Source organism: Caulobacter soli, assembly GCF_011045195.1.
In the GTDB taxonomy this organism is placed as follows: Bacteria; Pseudomonadota; Alphaproteobacteria; order Caulobacterales; family Caulobacteraceae; genus Caulobacter; species Caulobacter soli.
The window spans coordinates 2,294,179-2,316,677 of the sequence record NZ_CP049199.1 but is presented as its reverse complement, the minus strand read 5'-3'; the positions used below and the strand labels follow the sequence as shown (position 1 = coordinate 2,316,677).

The 22,499-nt window shown below is 68.9% G+C and carries 20 protein-coding genes; 4 read left to right on the top strand and 16 right to left on the bottom strand.

What is annotated here, in order from left to right:
- Nucleotide 1: 1 nt before the first annotated feature.
- Nucleotides 2–2,173 carry a ComEC/Rec2 family competence protein gene (locus G3M62_RS10895; protein ID WP_165186919.1) on the bottom strand — a complete coding sequence of 724 codons (2,172 nt, stop codon included), beginning with the start codon at nt 2,171–2,173 and terminating at the stop codon, nt 2–4.
- A 34-nt stretch (nt 2,174–2,207) separates the two neighbouring features.
- On the opposite strand from G3M62_RS10895, the gene gltX reads away from it, so the two are divergent.
- The 3 genes from gltX (at nt 2,208) to G3M62_RS10880 (ending at nt 5,672) form a co-directional block, all read left to right on the top strand.
- Nucleotides 2,208–3,632, top strand: a complete 1,425-nt coding sequence (gltX, locus tag G3M62_RS10890) for a glutamate--tRNA ligase (protein ID WP_165186917.1) — start codon at nt 2,208–2,210, stop codon at nt 3,630–3,632.
- Nucleotides 3,633–3,699: 67 nt separating this feature from the next.
- The gene (gltA, locus tag G3M62_RS10885; RefSeq protein ID WP_165186915.1) at nt 3,700–4,980 is read left to right on the top strand and encodes a citrate synthase; all 1,281 of its coding nucleotides are present in this window, start codon (nt 3,700–3,702) and stop codon (nt 4,978–4,980) included.
- Nucleotides 4,981–5,123: 143 nt separating this feature from the next.
- Entirely contained in the window at nt 5,124–5,672 is a 549-nt protein-coding gene (locus G3M62_RS10880) for a glutathione peroxidase (RefSeq protein ID WP_165186914.1), read from the top strand.
- 157 nt (nt 5,673–5,829) lie between these two features.
- Here G3M62_RS10880 and G3M62_RS10875 read toward each other — a convergent pair whose 3' ends face one another.
- Both G3M62_RS10875 and fliK read right to left on the bottom strand, forming a co-directional pair.
- Entirely contained in the window at nt 5,830–6,102 is a 273-nt protein-coding gene (locus G3M62_RS10875; RefSeq protein WP_165186912.1) for an EscU/YscU/HrcU family type III secretion system export apparatus switch protein, read from the bottom strand.
- Nucleotides 6,099–7,706 carry a flagellar hook-length control protein FliK gene (gene fliK / locus G3M62_RS10870; RefSeq protein ID WP_165186910.1) on the bottom strand — a complete coding sequence of 536 codons (1,608 nt, stop codon included), beginning with the start codon at nt 7,704–7,706 and terminating at the stop codon, nt 6,099–6,101. The genes G3M62_RS10875 and fliK overlap by 4 nt, the downstream gene beginning before the upstream one ends.
- A 128-nt stretch (nt 7,707–7,834) precedes the next feature.
- Here fliK and G3M62_RS10865 point away from each other — a divergent pair, with 128 nt between their 5' ends.
- On the top strand, nt 7,835–9,586 hold the full coding sequence (locus G3M62_RS10865) for an ATP-binding protein (protein WP_165186908.1): 1,752 nt from the start codon (nt 7,835–7,837) through the stop codon (nt 9,584–9,586).
- Here the strand turns inward: G3M62_RS10865 and lpxB are convergent.
- The 13 genes from lpxB to pyrH are packed head-to-tail and all read right to left on the bottom strand — an operon-like array spanning nt 9,583 to nt 22,381.
- A complete protein-coding gene (lpxB, locus tag G3M62_RS10860; protein WP_165186906.1) occupies nt 9,583–10,770 on the bottom strand; it encodes a lipid-A-disaccharide synthase in 1,188 nt (395 codons plus the stop codon). The two genes, G3M62_RS10865 and lpxB, sit on opposite strands and share 4 nt — an antisense overlap.
- On the bottom strand, nt 10,767–11,609 hold the full coding sequence (gene lpxI / locus G3M62_RS10855; RefSeq protein ID WP_165186904.1) for a UDP-2,3-diacylglucosamine diphosphatase: 843 nt from the start codon (nt 11,607–11,609) through the stop codon (nt 10,767–10,769). The genes lpxB and lpxI overlap by 4 nt, the downstream gene beginning before the upstream one ends.
- Nucleotides 11,610–11,618: 9 nt before the next feature.
- Nucleotides 11,619–12,413, bottom strand: coding sequence for an acyl-ACP--UDP-N-acetylglucosamine O-acyltransferase (lpxA, locus tag G3M62_RS10850; protein ID WP_165186902.1), 795 nt, complete (start codon nt 12,411–12,413; stop codon nt 11,619–11,621).
- Nucleotides 12,410–12,901 carry a 3-hydroxyacyl-ACP dehydratase FabZ gene (gene fabZ / locus G3M62_RS10845; RefSeq protein WP_165186900.1) on the bottom strand — a complete coding sequence of 164 codons (492 nt, stop codon included), beginning with the start codon at nt 12,899–12,901 and terminating at the stop codon, nt 12,410–12,412. Before fabZ ends, lpxA begins: the two co-directional genes overlap by 4 nt.
- Nucleotides 12,898–13,920 carry a UDP-3-O-(3-hydroxymyristoyl)glucosamine N-acyltransferase gene (gene lpxD / locus G3M62_RS10840; protein ID WP_165186898.1) on the bottom strand — a complete coding sequence of 341 codons (1,023 nt, stop codon included), beginning with the start codon at nt 13,918–13,920 and terminating at the stop codon, nt 12,898–12,900. Before lpxD ends, fabZ begins: the two co-directional genes overlap by 4 nt.
- A gap of 48 nt (nt 13,921–13,968) precedes the next feature.
- A complete protein-coding gene (locus G3M62_RS10835) occupies nt 13,969–14,601 on the bottom strand; it encodes an OmpH family outer membrane protein (protein ID WP_165186897.1) in 633 nt (210 codons plus the stop codon).
- A gap of 5 nt (nt 14,602–14,606) precedes the next feature.
- On the bottom strand, nt 14,607–16,964 hold the full coding sequence (bamA, locus tag G3M62_RS10830; protein WP_165186895.1) for an outer membrane protein assembly factor BamA: 2,358 nt from the start codon (nt 16,962–16,964) through the stop codon (nt 14,607–14,609).
- A gap of 31 nt (nt 16,965–16,995) precedes the next feature.
- Nucleotides 16,996–18,186 carry a M50 family metallopeptidase gene (locus G3M62_RS10825; protein WP_425483855.1) on the bottom strand — a complete coding sequence of 397 codons (1,191 nt, stop codon included), beginning with the start codon at nt 18,184–18,186 and terminating at the stop codon, nt 16,996–16,998.
- A gap of 34 nt (nt 18,187–18,220) precedes the next feature.
- Nucleotides 18,221–19,414 carry a 1-deoxy-D-xylulose-5-phosphate reductoisomerase gene (locus tag G3M62_RS10820; protein ID WP_165186892.1) on the bottom strand — a complete coding sequence of 398 codons (1,194 nt, stop codon included), beginning with the start codon at nt 19,412–19,414 and terminating at the stop codon, nt 18,221–18,223.
- Complete coding sequence (locus G3M62_RS10815; protein ID WP_165186890.1) at nt 19,402–20,250, bottom strand: phosphatidate cytidylyltransferase; 849 nt, start codon at nt 20,248–20,250, stop codon at nt 19,402–19,404. The genes G3M62_RS10820 and G3M62_RS10815 overlap by 13 nt, the downstream gene beginning before the upstream one ends.
- Nucleotides 20,228–21,007, bottom strand: a complete 780-nt coding sequence (uppS, locus tag G3M62_RS10810; protein ID WP_165186889.1) for a polyprenyl diphosphate synthase — start codon at nt 21,005–21,007, stop codon at nt 20,228–20,230. Before uppS ends, G3M62_RS10815 begins: the two co-directional genes overlap by 23 nt.
- Nucleotides 21,008–21,051: 44 nt before the next feature.
- Nucleotides 21,052–21,618 carry a ribosome recycling factor gene (frr, locus tag G3M62_RS10805; RefSeq protein WP_028037607.1) on the bottom strand — a complete coding sequence of 189 codons (567 nt, stop codon included), beginning with the start codon at nt 21,616–21,618 and terminating at the stop codon, nt 21,052–21,054.
- Between the two features lie 25 nt (nt 21,619–21,643).
- Entirely contained in the window at nt 21,644–22,381 is a 738-nt protein-coding gene (gene pyrH / locus G3M62_RS10800; RefSeq protein WP_165186887.1) for a UMP kinase, read from the bottom strand.
- Nucleotides 22,382–22,499 lie beyond the last annotated feature (118 nt).

Sequence of the window (22,499 nt, the reverse complement as noted above, 5' to 3'; positions counted from 1 at the left end):
CCTAGGCGCCGGTCCAGGGCCGCACGCCGCGCAGGGGCTGGGCCCAGACGATCCACCAGTCGCCGTTTCGCCGATACAGCTCGGCCGACCCGCCGGTCGCGAAGTCATCGGCGTCCAGCACGATCCTGTCACGACAGGCCGCGGGCATGGCCAAAGCGGCGCCGCGCAGCACCACGATCTCGGCCCCCGCGCACATCGCCGCCAGCCCCTCGGCGTCCGGCGCGGTCTTGCTCCACGACAGGGCCAGGGCGACCGGCGCCTGGGCGGTCGGGGCGCAGGAGCGGCGGTCGCAGGCGTAGAGCGGACTGGGCGCCGCGCTCTCGGGCACGACAAGGCCTCGCCGGCGGCCCCATAGCTCGGCCCCGAACCGGCGGGCGTCAGGGCGCAGCAACACCGCCTCGCCGCCCTGGCGCACGGCCGCCGTGCCGCCGTCGGGGGCGATCCAGACGTCGGGCGGCGTGGCGCGCGGCCACAGGGCCACCGCGAGGGCCAGGGGCACGCCGAGCCAGCGCAGGCGGCCGCGCCACAGGCACAGCAGCATCAGGCCGACAAAGGCCAGGGCCAGGGTGAACGGCGGGCCGCTGGCCACCACCCGCTGCGCGCCGCTCACGCTGGCGAAACCGTCGGCGACCCACATCATCGCCCCGATGCCCCAGCCGGCCACGGTCAGGAACGGTCCGCCCAGGTGGAACGGCTCCAGGGCCGCGCCGATCGCCAGGAACGGCATGATCACGAACGACGACAGCGGCGCGACCGCCAGATTGGCCGGCAAGCCCCAGACGGCCACGCGGTTGAAGTGCTGCATGGCGAACGGCCCCGTGGCCATCCCCGCCACGAAACTGGCCCCGATGCTGACCGCCAGCCAGCCGCTGGCGGCCTGAAAGGCCCAGATCGGCCAGGGCACGGAGATCTCGCGCACCGGACGCGGCCAGGCCTCGGCCAAGGCGACCAGGGCGGCGGTGGCGGCGAACGACATCTGGAAGCCTGGCGCGCCCGCCGACTCCGGTTGGACCAGCAGGATGATCAGCGCCGCGATCGCCAAGCCGTGCAGGGTGATGGCCTGGCGGTCGAACAGGATGGCGGCGAAGGCCACGGTGGCGGTGATCGCCGCCCGCAGGGCCGGCGGCGGCGCGCCGGAGATCACCAGATAGGTCCCGATCGCCGCCAGCCCGGCCAGGGCCGCGATCTTCTTGCCTGGAACACGCAACGCGACCCACGGCCAGGCGGCGATCACCAGTCGCACCAGGCCGAACAGGAAGCCACCGACAATGGCCATGTGCAGGCCCGAGATCGACACGATGTGCGCCAGCCCCGAAGCCCGCATGGCGTCGGTCTGGGCTTGGGTGACCCAGGCCTCATGCCCGGTGACCATGGCCGCGGCGATCCCGCCGTTCTCCACCCCCATGTCCTGGATGATCCGGCTGGCCAGCCGCCAGCGGAAGGCGTTGACCGCCATGACCGCCCGCAACCGCCAGGGCGGCGGGTCCAGGTCCGCCGGCCGCGACTGGCCGATGGCGAATCCCACCCCGCCCACGCCATGGAACCAGGCGTCGCGGGCGAAGTCGTAGGCCCCGGGCGCGGCGGGCGGCGGCGGCGGTCCCAACATGGCCCGCAGGCGGATCGCCTGGCCCGGCGCGGGGATGTCCTCCGGCTCGACGGTCACCCGCACCCGCTTGGGCGTGTCCGCGGGCGCCAGGCGGCTGATCTCCACCGGCGCGATCAGCAGGCGCGGCCCACCCGCGCCCGGACTGACCACGTCGACCACGAAGCCGTCGATCGTCATCACCGCCCGCTCGCCGGCCAGGATCGGCGCGGCGACGGCGTGGGAGCGCACCTTGCCCGCCAGCGCCCCCGCCGCCAGGAAGGTCGCCAGGACCAGAAACACCGACAGGCCTCGCGTCGAGCGACGTCCAATCCTCCAGGCCAGAGCGGCCAGCCCCACCGTCGCCCCGACCAACAAGGCCCAGGACGGCTCGGTCCTCAGTTCCAGATAACCGGCCGCGCCCAGGCCGAACGCCACCGGCGACCACAGCATCCAGCGCTCGCGATTGGCGTCGATCTCGCCGATCAGCGTGGCCGCGACCTGCGCCGGACTAGGACGCGCGCGAATCCGCGTGCTAAGACGCGCCGCCCAGCCGCCGCCGACCTTGTCCGGCGTCGCGGTCCTCGCCACGTCGGTGGCCTCCAGTACGTCAGCCTCGGTTCCGATGACCAATTCCCCCGCCCCGACGACCGCTCAAGTCGTCACCCGCTTCGCCCCGTCGCCGACCGGCTTCCTGCACATCGGCGGCGCACGCACGGCGCTGTTCAACTGGTTATATGCACGCCATACGGGTGGGAAGTTCCTTGTTCGCGTCGAGGACACCGATCGCGAGCGTTCGACCGAAGCCGCCGTCGCCGCGATCTTCGAAGGCCTGGACTGGCTGGGCCTGAAGTCCGACGACGAGGTCGTCTTCCAGTACAGCCGCGCCGACCGCCACCGGGCCGTCGTCGAGGAGATGCTGGCCGCCGGTCGCGCCTATCGCTGCTGGATGACCGTCGAGGAACTGGCCGCCGCGCGCGAACTGGCCCGGGCCGGTGGCCCCGCCCTGCGCTCGCCCTGGCGCGACGCCCCGCCGCCCAACGATCCCAGCGCCCCGCACGTCATCCGCTTCAAGGGCCCGACCGAGGGCACGACCCTGGTCGACGACCTGGTCAAGGGTCCTGTGACCTTCAACAACGCCGACCTGGACGACCTGGTCCTGCTGCGCGCGGACGGCGCTCCGACCTACAATCTGGCCGTGGTGGTCGACGACCACGACATGGGCGTCACCCACGTGATCCGGGGCGACGACCACCTGAACAACGCCGCCCGCCAGACCCTGATCTATCAGGCCAATGGCTGGCCCCTGCCGGCCTTCGGCCACATCCCGCTGATCCACGGCCCGGACGGCGCCAAGCTGTCCAAGCGCCACGGCGCCCAGGCCGTCGGCGAGTTCGCCGACATGGGCTACATCCCCGAAGGCATGCGCAACTACCTGGCCCGCCTGGGCTGGGGCCATGGCGACGACGAGGTCTTCAACGACGAGCAGGCGATCAGCTGGTTCGACGTCAAGGACGTGGTCAAGGCCCCTGCCCGCCTGGACTGGGCCAAGCTCAACTTCATCAACGGCCAGCATCTGCGCCAGGCCGAGGACGGCCGCCTGGCCGACCTGACCCTCAAGGCTCTGCAGGCTCAAAAGGCCGAACTGCCGGCCGACACCGCCGCGCGCCTGCTGGCCGTGGTGCCGCAGGTCAAGGAAGGCGCCAAGACCATCCTGGAGTTGGCCGAGCACTGCGCCTTCGCCCTGAAGGCGCGTCCGCTGGCGCTAGAAGAAAAGACCGTCAAGCAACTGAACGACGAGACCGTGGAACGGCTGACCCGCCTGCGCGCATCGCTGGGCGCGGCCCCGGTCTGGGGGCTGTCGGAACTGGAGACGTTGTTGAAATCCTTCGCGGAATCCGAAGGCGTGGGCTTTGGCAAGTTCGGTCCGTCGTTGCGCGGAATCCTCACCGGCGGCTCGCAAGCGCCCGACCTGAACAAGATCATGACGGCGCTAGGTCGCGACGAGTCTCTGGGGCGACTTGACGACGCCCTGGCGTCGCGCGCATGAGGCGCTATAACGCAACCGCGAAATCGAAAACTGGACTGATCGTTCCACTATTGAAGGGGTCTCCCGCATGACCGACAAAGCCACGCTGACGATCGGCGACAAGAACTACGACCTGCCGATCCTCAAGGGCAGCACCGGTCCGGACGTCCTGGACGTGCGGAAGCTCTATGGCGACTCCGACCACTTCACCTTCGATCCGGGCTTCACCTCGACCGCGTCGTGCGAGAGCAAGATCACCTATATCGACGGCGACGCCGGCATTTTGCTGCACCGCGGCTATCCGATCGACCAGCTGGCCGAGAAGTCCTCGTTCCTGGAGGTCTGCCATCTGCTGCTGAACGGCGAACTGCCGACGGCCGACGAATTCACCAAGTTCGAACGCAACATCACCTATCACACGATGCTGCACGCCCAGTTCGACAGCTTCTTCCAGGGCTTCCGCCGCGACGCCCACCCGATGGCCGTGATGACCGGCGCGGTCGGCGCCCTGTCGGCCTTCTATTCCGACAGCCTGAACGTCGATGATCCCAAGCAACGCGAGATCAGCGCCCATCGCCTGATCGCCAAGATGCCGACCATCGCCGCGCGCGCCTTCCAGTACTCGCAAGGCCGTCCGTTCGTGACGCCGCGCAACGAGCTGTCGTACTCGGAAAACTTCCTGCGCATGTGCTTCTCGGTGCCGGCCGAGGATTGGGTTCCCAACCCCGTCCTGACCCGCGCCATGGACCGCATCTTCATCCTGCACGCCGACCACGAGCAGAACGCCTCGACCTCGACCGTCCGCCTGGCCGGTTCGTCGGGCGCTCACCCGTTCGCCTGTATCGCCGCCGGCATCGCCTGCCTCTGGGGTCCGTCGCACGGCGGCGCCAACCAGGAAGCCCTGGAGATGCTCGAGGAAATCGGCACGGTCGACAACATCCCCGCCTATGTGCAGGGCGTGAAGGACCGCAAGTACAAGCTGATGGGCTTCGGCCACCGCGTGTACAAGAACTTCGACCCGCGCGCGAAGGTCATGCAGAAGACCTGCTACGAAGTGCTGGAACAGCTGGGCATCAACGACCCGCTGCTGCAAGTGGCGATGGAGCTGGAAAAGGTCGCGCTCAGCGACCCGTTCTTCATCGACCGCAAGCTCTATCCGAACATCGACTTCTATTCGGGCATCACCCTACGCGCCATGGGCTTCCCGAAGGAGATGTTCACCGTCCTCTTCGCCCTGGCCCGCACCGTCGGCTGGATCAGCCAGTGGAAGGAAATGTTCGAAGACCCCACCCGCAAGATCGGCCGTCCGCGCCAGCTCTACACCGGCGCCACGCAGCGCGACTATGTGGGCGTCGACAAGCGCGGCTAAGCGCTTCGACCCTGCCGAACTGGAAGAGGCCTCGCGAAAGCGGGGCCTTTTTCTTTGCCGCCGGCGCGATCCTTTTCGCCCGCCGGGTGGAGGCTGGCGTGATTGGGCGCTAGGCTGCCGCGACCCTTTCGCGGAGCCTTCCGATGAGCGACATCCAAGCCGTCCCCCTCAAGCGCATCGACGGCGCGCCGGCCAGCCTTGGCGACTATCAGGGCAAGGTGCTGCTGATCGTCAATGTCGCCTCGCAGTGCGGCCTGACCAAGCAGTACGAGGGCCTGGAGGCGCTGTACCGCGACAAGCAGGCGGACGGGCTGGAGGTGCTGGGCTTCCCGGCCAACAACTTCAAGGGTCAGGAGCCGGGCTCGGACGAAGAGATCGCGACCTTCTGCTCGACGACCTACGACGTGACCTTCCCGATGTTCTCCAAGATCAGCGTCACCGGCGAGGACATCCATCCGCTGTATCAGGGCCTGACCCAGGCTCAGCCGGCCGCGACCGGCGACGGGCCCATGCGCGAACGTCTGAAAAGCTATGGCATCGAGACCGGCGGCCCCAGCGACGTGGCGTGGAACTTCGAGAAGTTCCTGGTCGGCCGCGACGGTCAGGTCGTGGGCCGCTTCGCGCCGGACATCACGGTGGACGATCCCCGGGTGGTTGAAGCGATCGACGCGGCGCTGTCCTCGGCGGGTTAGGACGGTTCGGCGAACACTTGCCCCCTACGGACCGCTTCGCGGTCGTCTTCCCCCGAAGGGGGAAGAGGGCTCCGTGCGGCGTCCTCCGCCCCCTACGGGGGCGGACAGACCGCGAAGCGGTCAGGTGGGGGCAAGTGGGTGAGCCACCCGCCCCAAACTACCGCCCCTCGGCGCTGCGCAGAATGAACCCCAGGATCTCGGCCACGGCCACGTAGAGCGCCTCGGGGATTTCCTCGTCGAGCTCGATGGTCGACAGGGCCTGGGCCAGGGCCGAGTTCTCCTCGATGGGCACGCCGTGCTCGCGAGCGGTCTCGATGATCTTGTCGCCGACCCAGCCGCGACCGCTGGCCACCACGCGCGGCGCGCCGGGCTCTTCGTATTGCAGGGCCACGGCGATGCGCGGACCGGTCGAGCGGATCGGGCCGGTCATGTGGCCTGGTCCAGGAACTGGCCGGGCGCGGCGGCCGGGGCGCGCGGCTGGCCGGTGTGGAAGGCGATCTCGGGCTCCAGCGCCGCCTCGCGCAGGGCGCTGCCCAGGCGCTCCTCGCCGACCCGCAGGCGGGCCATGGCGGTCGGACGCTCGGCCCATAGCGAAACGCGAGCCCGGTCGCCGGTCAGGGCCACCTGGGCGTGGACGGGTCCCATCGGCTCGACGTCCAGCGAGAAGCGCGCGCGCCAGGTGCGGCCCAGGGCGGAACCGCCCTCCCCGCCGCCGGAGCCGCCACCGTCGCGGCTGATCTCGAACTGGGCGGCGGCGGGCCCCTGGGGGGTCATGAACGGCATGTCGAACACCCAGCGCTGGGCGTGCTCGTCCACCGGCCGACCGGCCGGCGGCGGCTCGGGCAGCGAAGCGATCTGCAGCAGCTCGGTGCGCGCCAGGGCCGCGCCCGTCTCGGTCAGCAGGCGCTGGGCCACCAGGTGCGGCGCGGCGCCGGCGGGCAGGCCGGGCTGGGCCGCGCCCTGGGCGTGGGTCGGGGCGCCGGCATAGGGCGGCGGGGTCTGGGACGGCGGACCGGGCGCGACCTCGGGGCCGCCATAGGCCATGGCCGCCGCCGAGGCGACACGCGGCGCCGTGAGGGGCGTGGGCGGAAAGTCCTCGGCCTCGATCGCGCCGAAAGCCGGCAGAGGCGGCGGCGGTTCGGGCGCGGGGCGGATGGCCTGCCAGGGCGCGGCGACATTCGGCCTGGCGACGCCAGGCGCCGGAGCCCCGTCGTCGGTCGGCGGAGGCGCGGCCGGCGCCTCGATGTCGGAGGCGAGCGAAACGGCGTTGGCCGTCGCCGCGGACAGGGCCTGGGGCGTACCACGATCGGCCAGCTGCGCCGAGGACGCCGCCGCCGTGGCGGCCGGGTTGGAGGTCGCGGTCGGCTGGGGCCCGGCTTGCGCCGAAGTCGGCGGCATGGCCTCGACCCAGTTCTTGACCACCTCGCGGAACACCAGCAGCGCCGCCTTCATGTCGCTGTTGGGCGTCGGGGTCGAGACGGTCTTGGGCGGCGCGGTCAAGGTTCCGAACGCGGTGCGCCCGACCGGTTCGCTGGCGGCCAGACGCGCCTCCAGGAACAGGCCCGAGCGCTGCAGGGCCTGGCGGATCTCCGGACCGCTGATCTGGCCGTCAACGCGGGCGCTCAGCGCCATGACCTGGGCGATGGCCGCCTTGACCTGGCGCGGCGTCTCGGGCGCGTCGGCGGCCTGAACCATGTCGGCCATCAGCGGCGCCAGGCCGGCCTGGCGGGCGGCGGCGCGGCCGGCCGCGGCGGCCACGGCGCGGGCCGGCGTCTCGACCAGGGCTTCGGGACCGGCGGCGACCGCCTTGGCCTCGGCGGCCTTGGCCCGGTTGACCTCGCCCTCGCCCACCGCCTCCTTGGCCAGATGGGCCAGGTCGCTTTGAGGCTGGGAGTGGGATTGGTCGATCATCGCGCCCAGGGTCTCGACCGTCTGGATGACGGCCATCCGGGCGAGCGCGTCGGCCGCGGGATCAGTCCTCACGGGCGTTGGCGGCGTCACGGCCGACAGGGGAATGACCGAAAAGAGCGTCACGCCGGGGCTCCGGTCGGCGACGAGAGGATCGCCAGAGCTTCCAACCTAATGGAGAGCCGTGAAGCGTATCTTAAAGGCTTGCTTAACGCCCACGGGGGAAAGTGCCGCCGCTAGTTCGGAGTTCAGGCTTGACGCGCGCCGCCCCATCCTCAGCCTGGACGGACATCACGACCCATCGGCGTCGTGATCTGATCACCATCCTGCCCATGACGCTGCTGGCCGCCGCCGGGTCCACCGTATGGCTGGATTGGCGCCTGGCCCTGGGCTGGCTGGCGGCGGTCTGCCTGTTCATGGCGCTCAACCAGGCGCTGGGTCTGTGGATCGACCGCACCGCCACGCCGAACGCCGGACAGGAGTGGCTCTTCGCCGGCGTCACCTTCGTCTATACCTGCGTCTACGGCCTGCTGCCCCTGGCCATGGCCGTCGAGGGCGGTCGGGCCGCCGCCGTGGCCGGCGCGGCCATGCTGGGCGCGGTCGCCCTGAGCAGCACCGCCGAATTCCCGATTTCGCGTCGCATCGGCGCGGCCTCGCTGCTGGCTGTCCTGCTGATCGCCAGCCTGGCCCTGTCACGCCCCGCCGGCGCCGAAAGCGGCCGCCAGTCCCTGGTCGCTTTCGTCGCCGCGGCCGCCTTCCTGGCCTATGTGCTGCTGGCCGCCCTGAACCGCGCCGCCACCGAGCGGGATCTGGTCCAGGCCCTGGTCGCCGCCCGCGAAAAGGAGGCCGAGGCCGCCGCCGCCAACACCGCCAAGAGCACCTTCCTGGCCACCATGAGCCACGAGATCCGCACGCCCCTGAACGGCGTCCTGGGCATGATCCAGGTCATGCAGGCCGAGGAGATGAGCGACGCCCAGCGCGAGCGGCTCGAGATCGTGCGCAAGTCCGGCGAGGGCCTGACCGCGATCCTCAACGACGTGCTGGACCTTTCGAAGATCGAGGCCGGCCGCCTGGAGGTCGAGACCGTGGCCTTCGACCTGGGCGAGCTGCTGGCCGGCTGCCACGACGCCTTCTCCGTACTCGCCGCGCAGAAGGGCCTGGCCTACACCCTGTCGATCAATCCCGAGGCGCAAGGCCTCTATCACGGCGATCCGCTGCGGCTGCGGCAGGTGGTCGGCAACCTGCTGTCCAACGCCGCCAAGTTCACCAACGCCGGGGCCGTCGACCTGTCCGCGCGGGTGGACGGCGCGTGGCTGGAGATCGCCGTGGCCGACACCGGCGTCGGCGTCGCGCCCCGCGACATCGACCGCCTGTTCGGTAAGTTCAGCCAGTTGGACGCCTCAAGCACCCGCCGCCATGGTGGCACGGGCCTTGGCCTGGCGATCTGTCGCGATCTCTGCGTCCTGATGGGCGGTGAGATCGCGGTCTCCAGCGCCATCGACTTCGGCTCGACCTTCACCATTCGCCTGCCCGCCGACCGCCTCAGCCCCCTGCCCGCCGCGCCGGCCAAGACCGCGCACGCGCCAGAGGCCGCGTCGCCCAGGCAGCTGCGGGTGCTGGCCGCCGAGGACAATCAGGTCAACCAGACTGTGCTCAAGGCGATCCTCGGCCAGACCGGGATCACGCCGCACGTGGTCGCCAACGGCGCCCAGGCGGTGGACGCCTGGCGCGATGGCGCGTGGGACGTCGTGCTGATGGACGTGCACATGCCGGTGATGGACGGCGTGACCGCCATGCAGGAGATTCGCCGTCTGGAGGTCGCCGAGGGTCGCCCCCGCACCCCGATCATCTCCCTGACCGCCAACGCCATGAGCCATCAGGTCAAGTCGCTGCTGGCCGAAGGTTTCGACGACCACGTGGCCAAGCCGATCGATATCGCCACGCTGTTCCTGGCGCTGCACAGGGCCGTGGAGCCCGTGGCCGAACCCGACCTGACGACCGCCTAGACGGCCCCGCCCCGCGCCCTCAGGAAGTCCAGCAAGGCCGAAGCGGCGGCTTCGGAAGGATCCGCCATGCCACGCCCCATTCGGTCCAGGGCGGCGTTCTGGGCGGCGATCTGGGTCTCGCGCAGGGACACGTCGTCCAGGCGCCTGGCGATCTCGGCGGCGAGGATCTGACCCGAGCAGGCTTCCTGCAGGAATTCGGGCGCGACGGTCTCGTCGGCGGCGATGTTGAACAGCGTCACCCAGCGTGGCTTGAACATGGATTTCAGCAGGGCGTAGGTCACCTTGCCGGTGATGTAGCCGACCACCATCGGACAGCCGGCCAGAGCCAGTTCGGTGGTCACCGTGCCGCTGCAGGCCAGGGCGACCGTGCCGGCCACCATGGCGTCGTCCTTCAGCGCCTCGTCCTCGATCACATGCGCCCTGAACGGCCAGGCCGCGACCCGCGCCTTGACGCTGTCGGCCACGGTCGAGGCGGCGGGCACGACGACATGCAGGTCCGGTCGCTGGGCCTTGAGGCGGCGCACGGCGTCCTCGAACGGCGGCAGCACGCGCTCGATCTCGGACGGGCGGCTGCCGGGCAGCACCAGCAGGATCGGCTCGCCGACTCCCGCGCCGATCGCGGCCCTCAGTCGGGCCGGATCGGCATGGCTGAAATCATGAGCCAGGGCCGAATTGCCGACGAACACGCTGGGCAGATCGACGGCGTCGAAGAACGGCCTGTCCATCGGCTGGATCGACAGCAGCAGGTCCACGGCTCCAGCCAGGTCCTTGGCGCGGCTGGCGCGATAGGCCCAGACCTGGGGCGCGACGTACTTGACCAGCGGCAGGGCCGGATCCTGCTTCCGCAACGCCTTGGCCAGGCGGATGTTGAAACCCCAGCTGTCGATCAGGATCGCCACGTCGGGCTTTTCCCGGGCCGCCAGGGCCAAGGTGTCCTTCAGGCGGGCCATGGCGCGCGGATAGGCCTTCAGGCTCTCCACGATGCCCAGGATCGACAGCTGAGCGATGTCGAAGGGGCTCTGAACCCCCTCGGCCGCCATCTTGGCGCCGCCGACACCGACGAAGCGGATCTTGTCGGCGCCCAACCGTGTCCGCAGGGCTCGCGCCAGTCCCGCGCCCAGAGCGTCGCCCGAGGCCTCGGCCGCCACCAGCATGACGGTCAGCGGCCGAGTTTCCGGGCTCACGTGCAGGCCCGAGGTTCGACCCCGTACACGAACAGGCCCAGGTCGTCGGCGCAGGCGATAACCTGTTCACGATCGACGATCAGCAGGCGTCCGGCCTCACCGACCACGCCGGCCAGGCCGGCGCGGGCCGCGCGCTGCACGGTGGCGACGCCGATGGTCGGCAGGTCGACCTTGGTCTCCTGGATCGGCTTGGGCGCCTTGGCCAGCACGCCGCGCGGCGCCTCGGCGTTGCCGCGAATGGCCTGGGGCAGGTCGGCGACCCGGCGCAGCATGGCGTCGGTGCCCTCCTGGGCCTCGACGGCCAGGACCAGGCCGTCGCAGACCACGGCGCCCTGTCCCACGTCCAGCGCGCCGATGGCCCGGGCCACGTCGAGCGCGCGGTCCATGTCAGCGACGTGGCGCTCGTTCGGGGTGTGCTTGCCCAGCGCGCCGCGCGGCAGGGTCATCTCGCCCCGCACCTCGTGGGCGCCCTCGATCGCGAAGCCTTCCTTCTCGAACTCGGCCAGCAGGCGACGCAGCAGAGCGTCGTCGCCCTTGCGCGCGGCGTTGACCAGGCCCGGGATCACCGTCAGGCCGCGCAGGTCTGGCTTGATCGCCGCGAAGTCGGGACGGTCGACGACGCCGGCGAAACAGACGACCTCGCAGCCCTCGGCCCGCAGCGCCTTGAACACCTTGCCGAACTCGCCCAGCCCGACCTCGACGCCCGGATAGCGGGCCAGGACCGGCTGGGCGAACGAGCGCAGGCGCATCACCGCGAATGGCCGACCGGCCGCCTCGCAGTGTTGCGCCAGTTCGACCGGCAGGGAGCCGCCGCCAGCGATCAGACCAAGCTTGCGCATGGCCCTCTCCTAGACTTCACGTTCAGGCAGGCACAGCGGCCTGTTGCCGTCCGCGCGAATGAACTCGACGATCTCCATCACCTCGGGCGTGCCGGCATGGGCTTCGGCCACGTCGTCCAGGCGCTCTTGGAAGGTGCCTTCGTCGGCGAACAGCAGGCGGTAGGCCGCGCGCAGGGCGTTGATCGCCTCGCGGCTGAAGCCGCGGCGCTTGAGGCCCACCAGGTTCAGGCCTTCCAGGTGGGCGTGGTTGCCCCACACCGAGCCGTACGGGATGATATCCTTGGTCACCACGCCGCCGCCGCCGACGAACGAATAGCGGCCGATGCGCGTGAACTGATGGACGGCGCACAGCCCGCCCATGAACACGAAGTCGCCGATCACCACGTGACCGCCCAGGGTGGCGTTGTTGGCGAACGTCACCCGGTCGCCGACCACGCAGTCGTGGGCCACGTGGGCGCCGACCATGTAGAGGCTGTCGGAGCCGACCGTGGTCACGCCGCCGCCGCCCACCGTGCCGGCGTGCATGGTGACGTGCTCGCGGATGATATTGCGCTCGCCGATCACCAGCTGGGTGTCCTCGCCCTTGTGGGCCAGGTGCTGCGGGGCGCTGCCCAGCACCGCGAACGGGTGGATGGTCGTGCCCGATCCGATCCGCGTCGCGCCCTCGACCACCACGTGGGAGATCAGCCGCACGCCGTCGGCCAGCTGAACCTTGGGGCCCACGGTGCAGAAGGCGCCGATCTCGACGTCCTGGCCCAGCTGCGCGCCGGGCGAAACGATAGCGGTCGGATGGATCTGGGTCATGCCTTGGGCGTCTCCACCACCATGGCCGCGAATTCGGCTTCGGCCGCGACCTTGTCACCGACCTTGGCCACGCCCTTGAACTTGAAGATGCTGGAGCGGGCGCGCACCACCTCGACTTCCATGCGGATCACGTCGCCGGGGCGCACGGGATTGCGGAAGCGGGCGTTGTCGACCGACATGAAGAAGATGGTCTTGCCCTCGGTGTCGACCTCGAGCGACTTGCTCATCAGCACCGCGCCGGTCTGGGCCAGGGCCTCGATGATCAGCACGCCGGGCATCACCGGATTGCCCGGGAAGTGGCCCTGGAAGAACGGCTCGTTGATCGTCACGCACTTGATGCCGACAATCGACTGGTGCGGGCGATAGGCCTCGGCCCGGTCGACCAGCAGGAACGGATAGCGGTGCGGGATCCGGTTCAGGATCTCGGCGATGTCGATATTGACCAAACCCTCTTGGGCGTGGGGCTCGTCGGTCTTGGATTGGCTCATTCTGGCCCCTTGGTTCCCCGGCCGCCCGCCTTGCGCGACAGCCATGCGGTCTCTCGGAGCCACCGCTTGAGCGGTCGCGCCGGAAACCCAGTCCATGTTTCACCGGCCGGCACGTCCTTGAACACCGACGCCGAGGCGCCGATCTGGGCGCCCGCGCCGACCGTCAGGTGATCGGCCACGCCGGCCTTGCCGCCGAACGCGACCCCGTCGCCCACCACCGTGCTGCCGGAAATGCCGGTGAAGGCGGCGGCGACGCAGTTGCGACCGAGCCGGACGTTGTGGGCGACATGGACGAGATTGTCGATCTTGGTGTTCTCGCCGATCGTCGTATCGCCGAACGCGCCCCGGTCCACGCAGCTATTGGCGCCGATCGTCACCCCGTCCTGCAGGATCACTCGCCCCAGCTGCGGCAGGTCGACGACGCCCTTGGGCCCGCCGGCCGCGCCGAATCCCGCCTCGCCGATCACCGCGCCGGCGTGGATCGACACCCGATCGCCGACCAGGGCGAAGCCGACCACGGCGTTGGCGCCGACCCGGCAATCGCGGCCCAGGGTCACGCCGGGTCCGATCGCCGCGCCGGGGGCCAGATAGGTCCCGCGGCCGATCCGGGCCCCCTGCCCGACGATCACGCCCGGAGACAGCACGACGCCCTCCTCCAGTTCGCAATCGGGATGGATGTGCAGTGAACCGTCGTGACGGCGCGGCGCGTGCAGGCGCTGGGCGGCGGCGGCCCACGACACTTGCGGATGGCTGGTCAGCAGCAGCACGCAGCCGGCCGGGGCCTGGGCGGCGATGTCGGGCCGCACGAAGCACGCCGCGCCCTTCAGGCCGACCAGATCGGCCAGGCGCTTGGGATCGGATAGAAAGGTGATGGAGCCCGCGTCGGCGCTCTCCAGCGGAGCGACATGCGAAATCAGATGGTGACCGTCGGCGGGGTCGGCCAGCCGAGCGCCGCTCAGGCTGGCCAGTTCCGCGAGGGTCGCCGGACCCAGGTCTTCGAAAAAGCGCGGGTCCGGCATCGGTCCTCTCGGGAGCGGCCCGGGCGCGACGCGCCCAGGCCTACTCGCTTACTTATTGGTCGGCTGGAGAGCTTGAGCCCCCGGAGCCGCTTGGTCCAGACGTTCGCGATCGAAGGTCAGGGTCTTGATACGGGCGTCCACGGCCGCCACGACGGCGTCGGTGATGTCCATGGCCGGGTTGCCCAGCAGGACCGATTCCCGCTCGATCAGGATCGAGCAGGTCTTGGCCTGATAGGCCTGACGGATGGCCGGGTCCAGCTCTTGATACACGCGAGCCAGTTGCTTCTGCTCGGTGGCCTCGACTTCGCGTTGGCGCAGCTGGCCCTTACGCTGCCAGGCGTTGGCGCGCACTTGCAGGGCGGCGGCTTGTTGTTCCAGGGCGCTTTGGTCCAGGGTGGCCTTCTTGGCGTCCAGGGCCTTGGCGTCGTTGTCCAGGGTGGTGCGCTCGCCGGTCAGCTCGGCGTTGACCTGGGCGATGATGGTCTTCAGGCGGGCGTCGACGGCCTTGCCGACCAGCGAGCTGGCCACGGCGCGTTGGCTCGAGAAGATGCAAACCCCGGCGATCGGGGCGCCGTGGGTGACGGGCGGCGCGGCCGGCGGCGCGGCCTGAGCAAAAGCGCCCGACGCCGTGGCGAGGACGGCCAGACCCGAGACGGTCGCGGCGAAGAACTTGGAGGTCATGTTGCTTAGAACCTTGTGGAGGTGGAGAACCGGAAGGTTTCGGTTCTGTCGTAGTCTTCTTTAGCGAGAATGTGGCTGAAATCGAACCGGATGGGGCCCATGGGCGACTTCCAGTCGATGCTCAGACCGGCCGAGGCCCGAAGACCCAGACCATCCTTGATGTTCTCGTTGATGGTGCCGTTGGCGTTCAGGCGATCGACGTCGTCCAACTGACCCGCCGTACCGAAGTCCGAGAACACCGCAGCCTTGATGCCGTACTGCTCGGGCAGGAACGTCGGCACCGTCAACTCGAACGTACCGATCGCATACAGCTTGGCGCCCAGGGCGCTGCTGTTGGTGGTGGTGTCACGCGGACCAATACCGGCGATCTCGAAGCCGCGGAAGGTCGAGCCCCCCTTGTAGAAGCGGTCGTTGATGCGGATGTTGTCGCCGCCCCAACCCTCGATATAGCCCGCCGAACCGGTGGCGCTGAAGATGAAGTCCTTGTTGAAGCCCCAGTACCAACCGCCGTCGGTTTCGGTCTTCAGGTACTTCACGTCGCCGCCGAAGCCGGCCAGGTCCTGGCTCAGGTCGGCGAACCAGCCGCGCGTCGGATTGATCGGGTCGTTACGCTTGTCGAGCCGCAGGTTGTAGCCGAACAGCGAGGTCATGTACGAGCCGCGCTGCAGGCAGAGGATGTCGGACACCGAACCGCTGGTGCAGAGGTTGTCGGCGACGCTGACCTTGTCCTGACGAAGCTGGTAGCGCACGCCCATCGAGGCGTTCTGGGTCAGGGGGAAGCCCAGGCGCAGCGTGCCGCCGGTCGATTCCGTGTCGTAGGCGGCGTAGTCGCTCAGGTCGTAGCGGTACGAATACAGGTCCAGGCCGGCGCGCAGGTCGCGGCCCAAGAAGCGCGGCTCGGTGAAGCCGAAGTCGATCTGCTGACGCAGCGAGCCGACCGAGACGCGGGCCCGGACGTTCTGGCCCCGACCACGGAAGTTGCGTTCGGTGATGCCGACGTCCAGCACCAGCTTGTCGACCGAGCTGTAGCCTGCGCTGAACGACAGTTCGCCCGTCGGCTGCTCTTCGGTCTTGACCCGCAGGGTCGTGCGGTCCGGCTGGTCGCTGGGCACTTCCTCGATGCTGACGTCCTTGAAGAAGCCCAGCGAACGGACATTGTTCTTCGAGCGGTCGACCAGCACGCGGTTGTAGGCGTCGCCCTCGGCCACTTCGAGTTCGCGGCGCACGACGTAGTCCAGCGTCCGGGTGTTGCCGACGATATCGATGCGATCGACATAGACCCGCGGGCCTTCACGCACCGAGAACACCACGTCCACGGTGTTGGTCTCGTGATTGGGCACGTAGCGCGGACGAACGTCCACGAAGGCGAAGCCGGCCGCGCCCGCCGCGAAGGTCAGGGCGTCGGTGGCCTGCTCGATCTTGTCGTCTTCGTACAGCTGGCCGGCGCGGATCGGCAGGATCTGGGCCAGGAGGTCGCCGTTCAGCTTCTTCAGCTCGGTTTCGACCGTGACCTTGCCGAACTTGTACTTGGGGCCTTCGTCGAGCGTGTAGGTGACCGCGAAGCCGTTCTTGTCGGTGGCCAGTTCGGCGACCGAGGCCACGACGCGGAAGTCGAAATAGCCGCGGTTGCGGTAGAACTTACGCAGCTGCTCGCGGTCGTACTCGATCCGGTCCGGGTCGTAGTTGTCGTTGCTGGTCAGGAACTTGTACCAGTGCGACTCCTTGGTGACGATGACGTCCTTCAGGTCGTTGTCCGAGTACTCGTTGTTGCCCAGGAAGTTGACGCCGAGCACGCCGCTCTTGGGGCCTTCGTTGATCTCGAACACCAGGTCGACGCGCTTTTGCGGCAGCTCGACCACCTTGGGCGTCACGGTCGCCGAGATACGGCCCGAACGGCGATACAGTTCGATGATGCGCTGGACGTCGGCCTGGACCTTGGAGCGCGTGAAGATGCCGCGCGGACGGATCTGGACCTCGTCCTTCAGCTTGTCTTCCTTCAGCGCCGAGTTCCCCTCGAAGACCACCTGGTTGATGATCGGGTTCTCGACGACCTTGACCACCAGATCGCCGCCCTGCAGCTCGATCTTGACGTCGGCGAACAGGTCGGTGCGGGCCAGGGTCTTCAGCGCCAGGTCGAGGCGCTGCGGATCGACCGTCTCGCCCGGCTGGATCGGCAGGTAGGACAGCACGGTGCCCTGCTCGATCCGCTCGTTGCCCTGCACCACGATGCGCTGGACCACGCCCGTCTGGGCCTGGGCGAAAGCGGCCTGCGGCGCGGTCAGCGCCGTGGAACCGAGGAGGAGCGCAACGCCGGTGGCGAACGCGGCGCTGTGGGCGCGAAGTTTGTTCATGGGACCAATCATGGACGGACGGCCCTACTCACGTGAAAGAGGCTCACGAGAACAGGCCGCCAATGAATTTGAACACGTCGTAGCGGTGAAGGTCGTTCCAGGCCGCGAACAGCATGAAACCGAGGATCAAGGCAAGCCCCGCTCTGAAACCAGCCGCCTGGAACTTGGCCTGCAGCGGTTTGCGGGCGATCGCTTCATAGGCGTACATCAGAAGGTGGCCGCCATCGAGGACCGGGATGGGCAGCAGGTTCATGAAACCGATGCTGACCGACAGGGTCGCCACCAGCAGCATCATGCTGACGAAGAAACGCAGCACCATCGTCTGGACATTCGGCGCGTCGGCCGTGCTGGCCTTGGCCACGGCGCCGACCGTATGGCCGATGCCGATCACGCCGCTGATCTGGTCGGCCGCGATCTGGCCGGTGACCAGACGGCCCAGATAGAAGCCGATCGTGCTGACCTGATCCCAGACCTCGACCGTCGCGTCGGGGATGGCGCGCCAGACGGTGGAGCGGTAGCGGGTCGGGGTGCTGCGACCCTCGATGCCCAGCCGGCCGATCTTCATGCGGCCGTTGATCTCGTCCTGGATCTCGACCTCGCGGGGCGCGCCCGTCAGGTGGAGGGTCGCCGCGCCGCGCTGGACCGTGAAATCGATCGGCAGCTTGGCGCGCAGGGCTACATAGCCGTTCAGGTCCTGGAAGGTCTCGATCTTGCGGCCGTCGGCCTTGAGGATCACGTCGCCGGGCTGGAAGCCCGCCGCCTGGGCGGCGCTGCCGGGGCTGACGGCGTAGACGCGGGCCGGATTATGGATCTCGCCGATCGTGGCCATGAAGACCGACAGCACGGCGATCGCCAGCAGGAAATTGGCCACGGGACCGGCGACGGCGATGATCGCGCGCTGCCAGACGGGCTTGAAGTGATAGTAGCGCGACACGGCCGCCTCGCCTTCGCGCGCGGCGATCTCGGCCTTGAGCACCGCCAGGTCGCTGCCGTCCGGCACGCTGGCGGCGTTTTCGTCGCCGGAGAATCGCACGTAGCCGCCCAGGGGAATCGAGGCGATCCGCCATTCGACGCCGGTCTTGTCGCGCCACGACACGATCTTGGGGCCAAAGCCGATCGAAAAGCAGTCGATCGCGACGCCACAGGCCCGCGCGGCCCAGAAATGGCCGAGCTCGTGCACTGTCACCACGATGGACAGCACCAGCACGAACGCGAACGCTTGCGTCAAGAACACGATCATAAGGTGGCGCCCAACTCCCCGGTCAGTCTCAGATACGCTTCTGGCCGACAACCTCGGCCGCAATGCGGCGGGCCGAACCGTCGGTCATCATCGCGCTGTCGAGGGCGTCGCCGGCGCTGTCGGCGAGCTCGCCTAGGCCGTTCATGCGCTCAAGAGTCCCCGCCACCGCGCCGGCAATATCCAGAAAGCCGATCTGGCGGTCAAGGAAGGCCGCGACGGCCACCTCGTTGGCGGCGTTCATCGCCGCCGGCGCGCCGCCCCCCAGACGCAGCGCTTCGCGCGCGATAGAGATCGACGGGAAGCGGTCCAGGTCCGGTTCTTCGAACGTCAGCTGGCCGTAGGCGGCCAGATTCAGGGGCTTGGCGGGCCAGGAAAGCCGCTGGGGCCAGGAAAAGGCGCAGGAGATCGGGCTGCGCATGTCCGGCGGGCCCAACTGGGCCAGGGTCGAGCCGTCGGCGTATTCGACCAGGCTGTGGATCACGGACTGCGGGTGGATCACGACGTCGATGCGCTCTTGCGGAGTTTCGAACAGGTAGGACGCCTCGATCATCTCGAGGCCCTTGTTCATCATCGTCGCGGAATCGACCGAAATCTTGGCGCCCATCGACCAGTTGGGATGGGCCACCGCCTGCTCCGGCGTGGCCTTGGCCATGGCCGCCTTGTCCCAGGTCCGGAAAGGTCCGCCCGAGGCCGTCAGGATCAGGCGCGATACCTGGTCGATACAATCGCGCTGCAGCACCTGGAAAATCGCCGAGTGCTCGGAATCGACGGGAATCACCGAACCGCCCGCCTCGCGCGCGATGGCCAGCAGGGCCGGCCCGGCGCAGACCAGGCTCTCCTTGTTGGCCAGGGCGATGACCGCGCCGGTGCGGGCGGCGGCCAGGGTCGGGGCCAGGCCGGCCGCGCCGACGATGGCCGACATCACCCAGTCCGCGCCCATGGCGGCGGCCTCGGCCACGGCCGCCGCGCCAGCCGCGGCGCGCACGCCCGAACCCGCCAGGCGCTCGCGCAGCTCCGGCAGGCGGGTCTCGTCGTCGATGACCGCGACCTGCGGCTTCCAGCGCAGGGCCTGTTCGGCCAGCTTGGCGACGTTGCGTCCCGCCGTCAGGGCCAGAACCTCGACGGACAGGTTCGCCTGCTCGAACAGATCCAGCGTCGAGACGCCGATAGATCCCGTCGACCCCAGCACCACGACCTTGCGCATAGGGGTCAAGGCAGCCATCCCCATTGCTCGAACAACCGCGCGCCGGCGACCACGATCGCCGCGAACATCAGGCCGTCGACACGGTCCAGCATGCCGCCGTGACCGGGGATCAGGTCGCCCGAATCCTTCACGCCGAACCGACGCTTGAGGATCGATTCCCACAGATCGCCCATCATGGTCGACAGCCCGCCCAGCAGGCCGACCAAGGCGGCGACCGGCCAGACCAGGTGCAGGTCCGGCAAGGCGGGCAAGGCCTGGGACAGGGCCACGATGCCGATCGCGCCCAGCGAGGCGGCGACCAGGCCGCCGAAGAAGCCCGACCAGGTCTTGTTGGGCGAATAGCGCGGCCAAAGCTTGGGCCCCTTCAGGGCGCTGCCGACCACGAAGGCGAAGATGTCGGCGAACCAGGTCACGGTGAACAGCAACAGGGTCCAGCTGAGGCCGGCGTCCATGCGGCGCAGCCAGACCATCGCGATGACGGCCGGGGCGATGTAGATCACGCCATAGGCGGCGTCGGCGCGCCGCTCGACCGCGCCGCGCGCCATCAGGGCGGCGGCCAGGGCCCCGATCACCACGACCGGCCAGGTGATGTAGTAGTGGCCGCGGAAGGCGACGATCACCGAGATCGCCACGGCGGCGCCGATCGCCACCGCCACGCCGAGCGCCGAGCGCTTGGCGCTCATCTCGGCCCATTCGCGAGCAAGCAGCGCGACGCCCACCAGGATCAAGCCCAGGTACCAGACGTCGCCGAACCACACCGCGGCCACGACCGTAGGCACCAGCACAGTGGCCGAAGCCACACGGCTGCGCAGGTTGCTCCAGTTGAAACGTTTAGCCGGCGACGGCGACGTCATCGACGGCGATACCTCCATAGCGACGGTCGCGGCTGCGATATTCCGTCAACGCGGCGGCCAGATGTTCGGGCCCGTAGTCCGGCCACAGAACATCCTGATACACGAGTTCGGCGTAGGCGCATTCCCAAAGCAGGAAATTCGAGATCCGCTGTTCGCCGCTGGTGCGCACGATCAGGTCTGGGGCCGGCGCCTCGGCCGTCGACAGGCGGCCCTCGAACATCGCCTCGTCCAGGTCGGCCGCCCGGGCCTCGCCGCGCTCCACCGCCTCGGCGAAGGCGCGCGCGGCGTCGACGATGTCGGCCCGGCCGCCGTAGTTGAAGGCCACCTGCAGCAGGAAATTGTCGTTGTGGCTGGTCCGGCGCTCGGCCCGCTCGATCACGTCCAGCACGTCGGGCGCCAGGCCCGTGCGGCGGCCGATGATGCGAACCTTCACGCCTTCGCGGGCTAGGCGCTCGAGATCGGACTCCAGATAGGCCTTCAGCAGGCCCATCAGCTCCGACACTTCCTGCGGCGGCCGGCTCCAGTTCTCGGTCGAGAAGCCGAACACCGTCATCACGCCCACGCCCAGGGCCGCGGCGCCTTCGACGGTCCGCTTCAGGGCGTTGACGCCGGCGCGATGACCCAGGACGCGCGGCAGGTTCCGCCGCTTCGCCCATCGGCCATTGCCGTCCATGATGATGGCCACATGCAGGGAACGACCCGACTTCGCGCTCCCGGCGCGCGTCGAGACATCCTGCAGGCCGGTCGTCGGCGCCATGCGCTTCAGCCTTCCCTCATCGCCCCCCACAACGCAGGTCGATGCTAAACCTGCATGATCTCTTGTTCTTTGGTTTTCAAGGCCTCGTCGACCTGCTTGATCGCCGCATCGGTCAGCTTCTGGACCTCGGTTTCCATCTTCTTCAGCTCGTCTTCGCTGATGACGGAAGCCTTTTCGGCCTTCTTGAGATCGTCGTTGGCGTCGCGGCGGATGTTGCGGACGGCGACCTTCTGGGCCTCGGCGTACTTGCCCGCGACCTTGACCAGATCCTTGCGGCGCTCTTCGGTCAGCGGCGGGATCGGGATGCGCAGGTTGTTGCCTTCCACGACCGGATTGAGGCCCAGGTCCGAGTTGCGAACCGCCTTCTCGACGGCCGACACCACGCCCTTGTCCCAGATGTTGACGTTGATCTGGCGCGGCTCGGGCACGCTGATCGAGGCGACGGTGTTGAGCTGCACCATCGAGCCGTAGGCGTTGACCATGATCTGGTCGAGCAGGCCCGCCGACGCACGACCCGTGCGCAGGCCAGCGAAGTCTTCCTTCAGGGACAGCACGGCTTTCTCCATGCGATCCTTGTAGCGGGACAGGACGGGTTTTTCGGCGGTGGCCATGGCTTGGGCTCTCTTCGCTGGGAAATTAAGCGGCGCGCTCGGTCGAAACGACGGTGTGCACACCGCCGCCTCGCAGGACGTTCAGCAGATTGCCACGTCCCTTGATCGAGAAGACCACGATAGGAATGTTGTTGTCGCGCATCAGGGCCACGGCCGAGGCGTCCATGACCTTCAGGTCCTGGGCCAGCACGTCCATGTAGCTGAGCTTGTCGTAACGCTTGGCGGCCGGATCCTTCTTGGGATCGGCGCTGTAGATGCCGTCGACGCTGGTGCCCTTGAACAGGGCGTCGCACTGCATCTCGGCGGCGCGCAGGGCCGCGGCGGTGTCGGTGGTGAAGAACGGGTTGCCGGTGCCGGCGGCGAAGATCACCACCCTGCCCTTTTCCAGGTGACGCTGGGCCCGGCGACGGATGTAGGGCTCGCAGACCGTGGCCATCGGGATGGCCGACTGCACGCGGGTCGAGACGCCGATGCGCTCCAGGGCGTCCTGCATGGCCAGGGCGTTCATCACCGTGGCCAGCATGCCCATGTAGTCGGCGCTGGAGCGCTCCATGCCCTTGGCCGCGCCGGCCATGCCGCGGAAGATGTTGCCGCCGCCGATCACCAGGCACAGCTCGACGCCGGACTGGACGATCTCGCGGATGTCCTCGGCCACCGATTCGACCGTCTTGGTGTCGATGCCGTAGGGGGTGTCGCCCATCAGCACCTCGCCCGAAACCTTCAGGAGCACGCGGCGATAGGGTTTGTGCTGGGGTTCGGACATGCGGAGGCTCTTCTTGAGTCGTCGGGACGCAACATAGAGCGCGTTCCGGAAAAGTGGGATCGGTTTTCCAGGCGAAAACCGGCCAGATCGCGTGCAGAGGCGCGACCCGGGCGCAAAA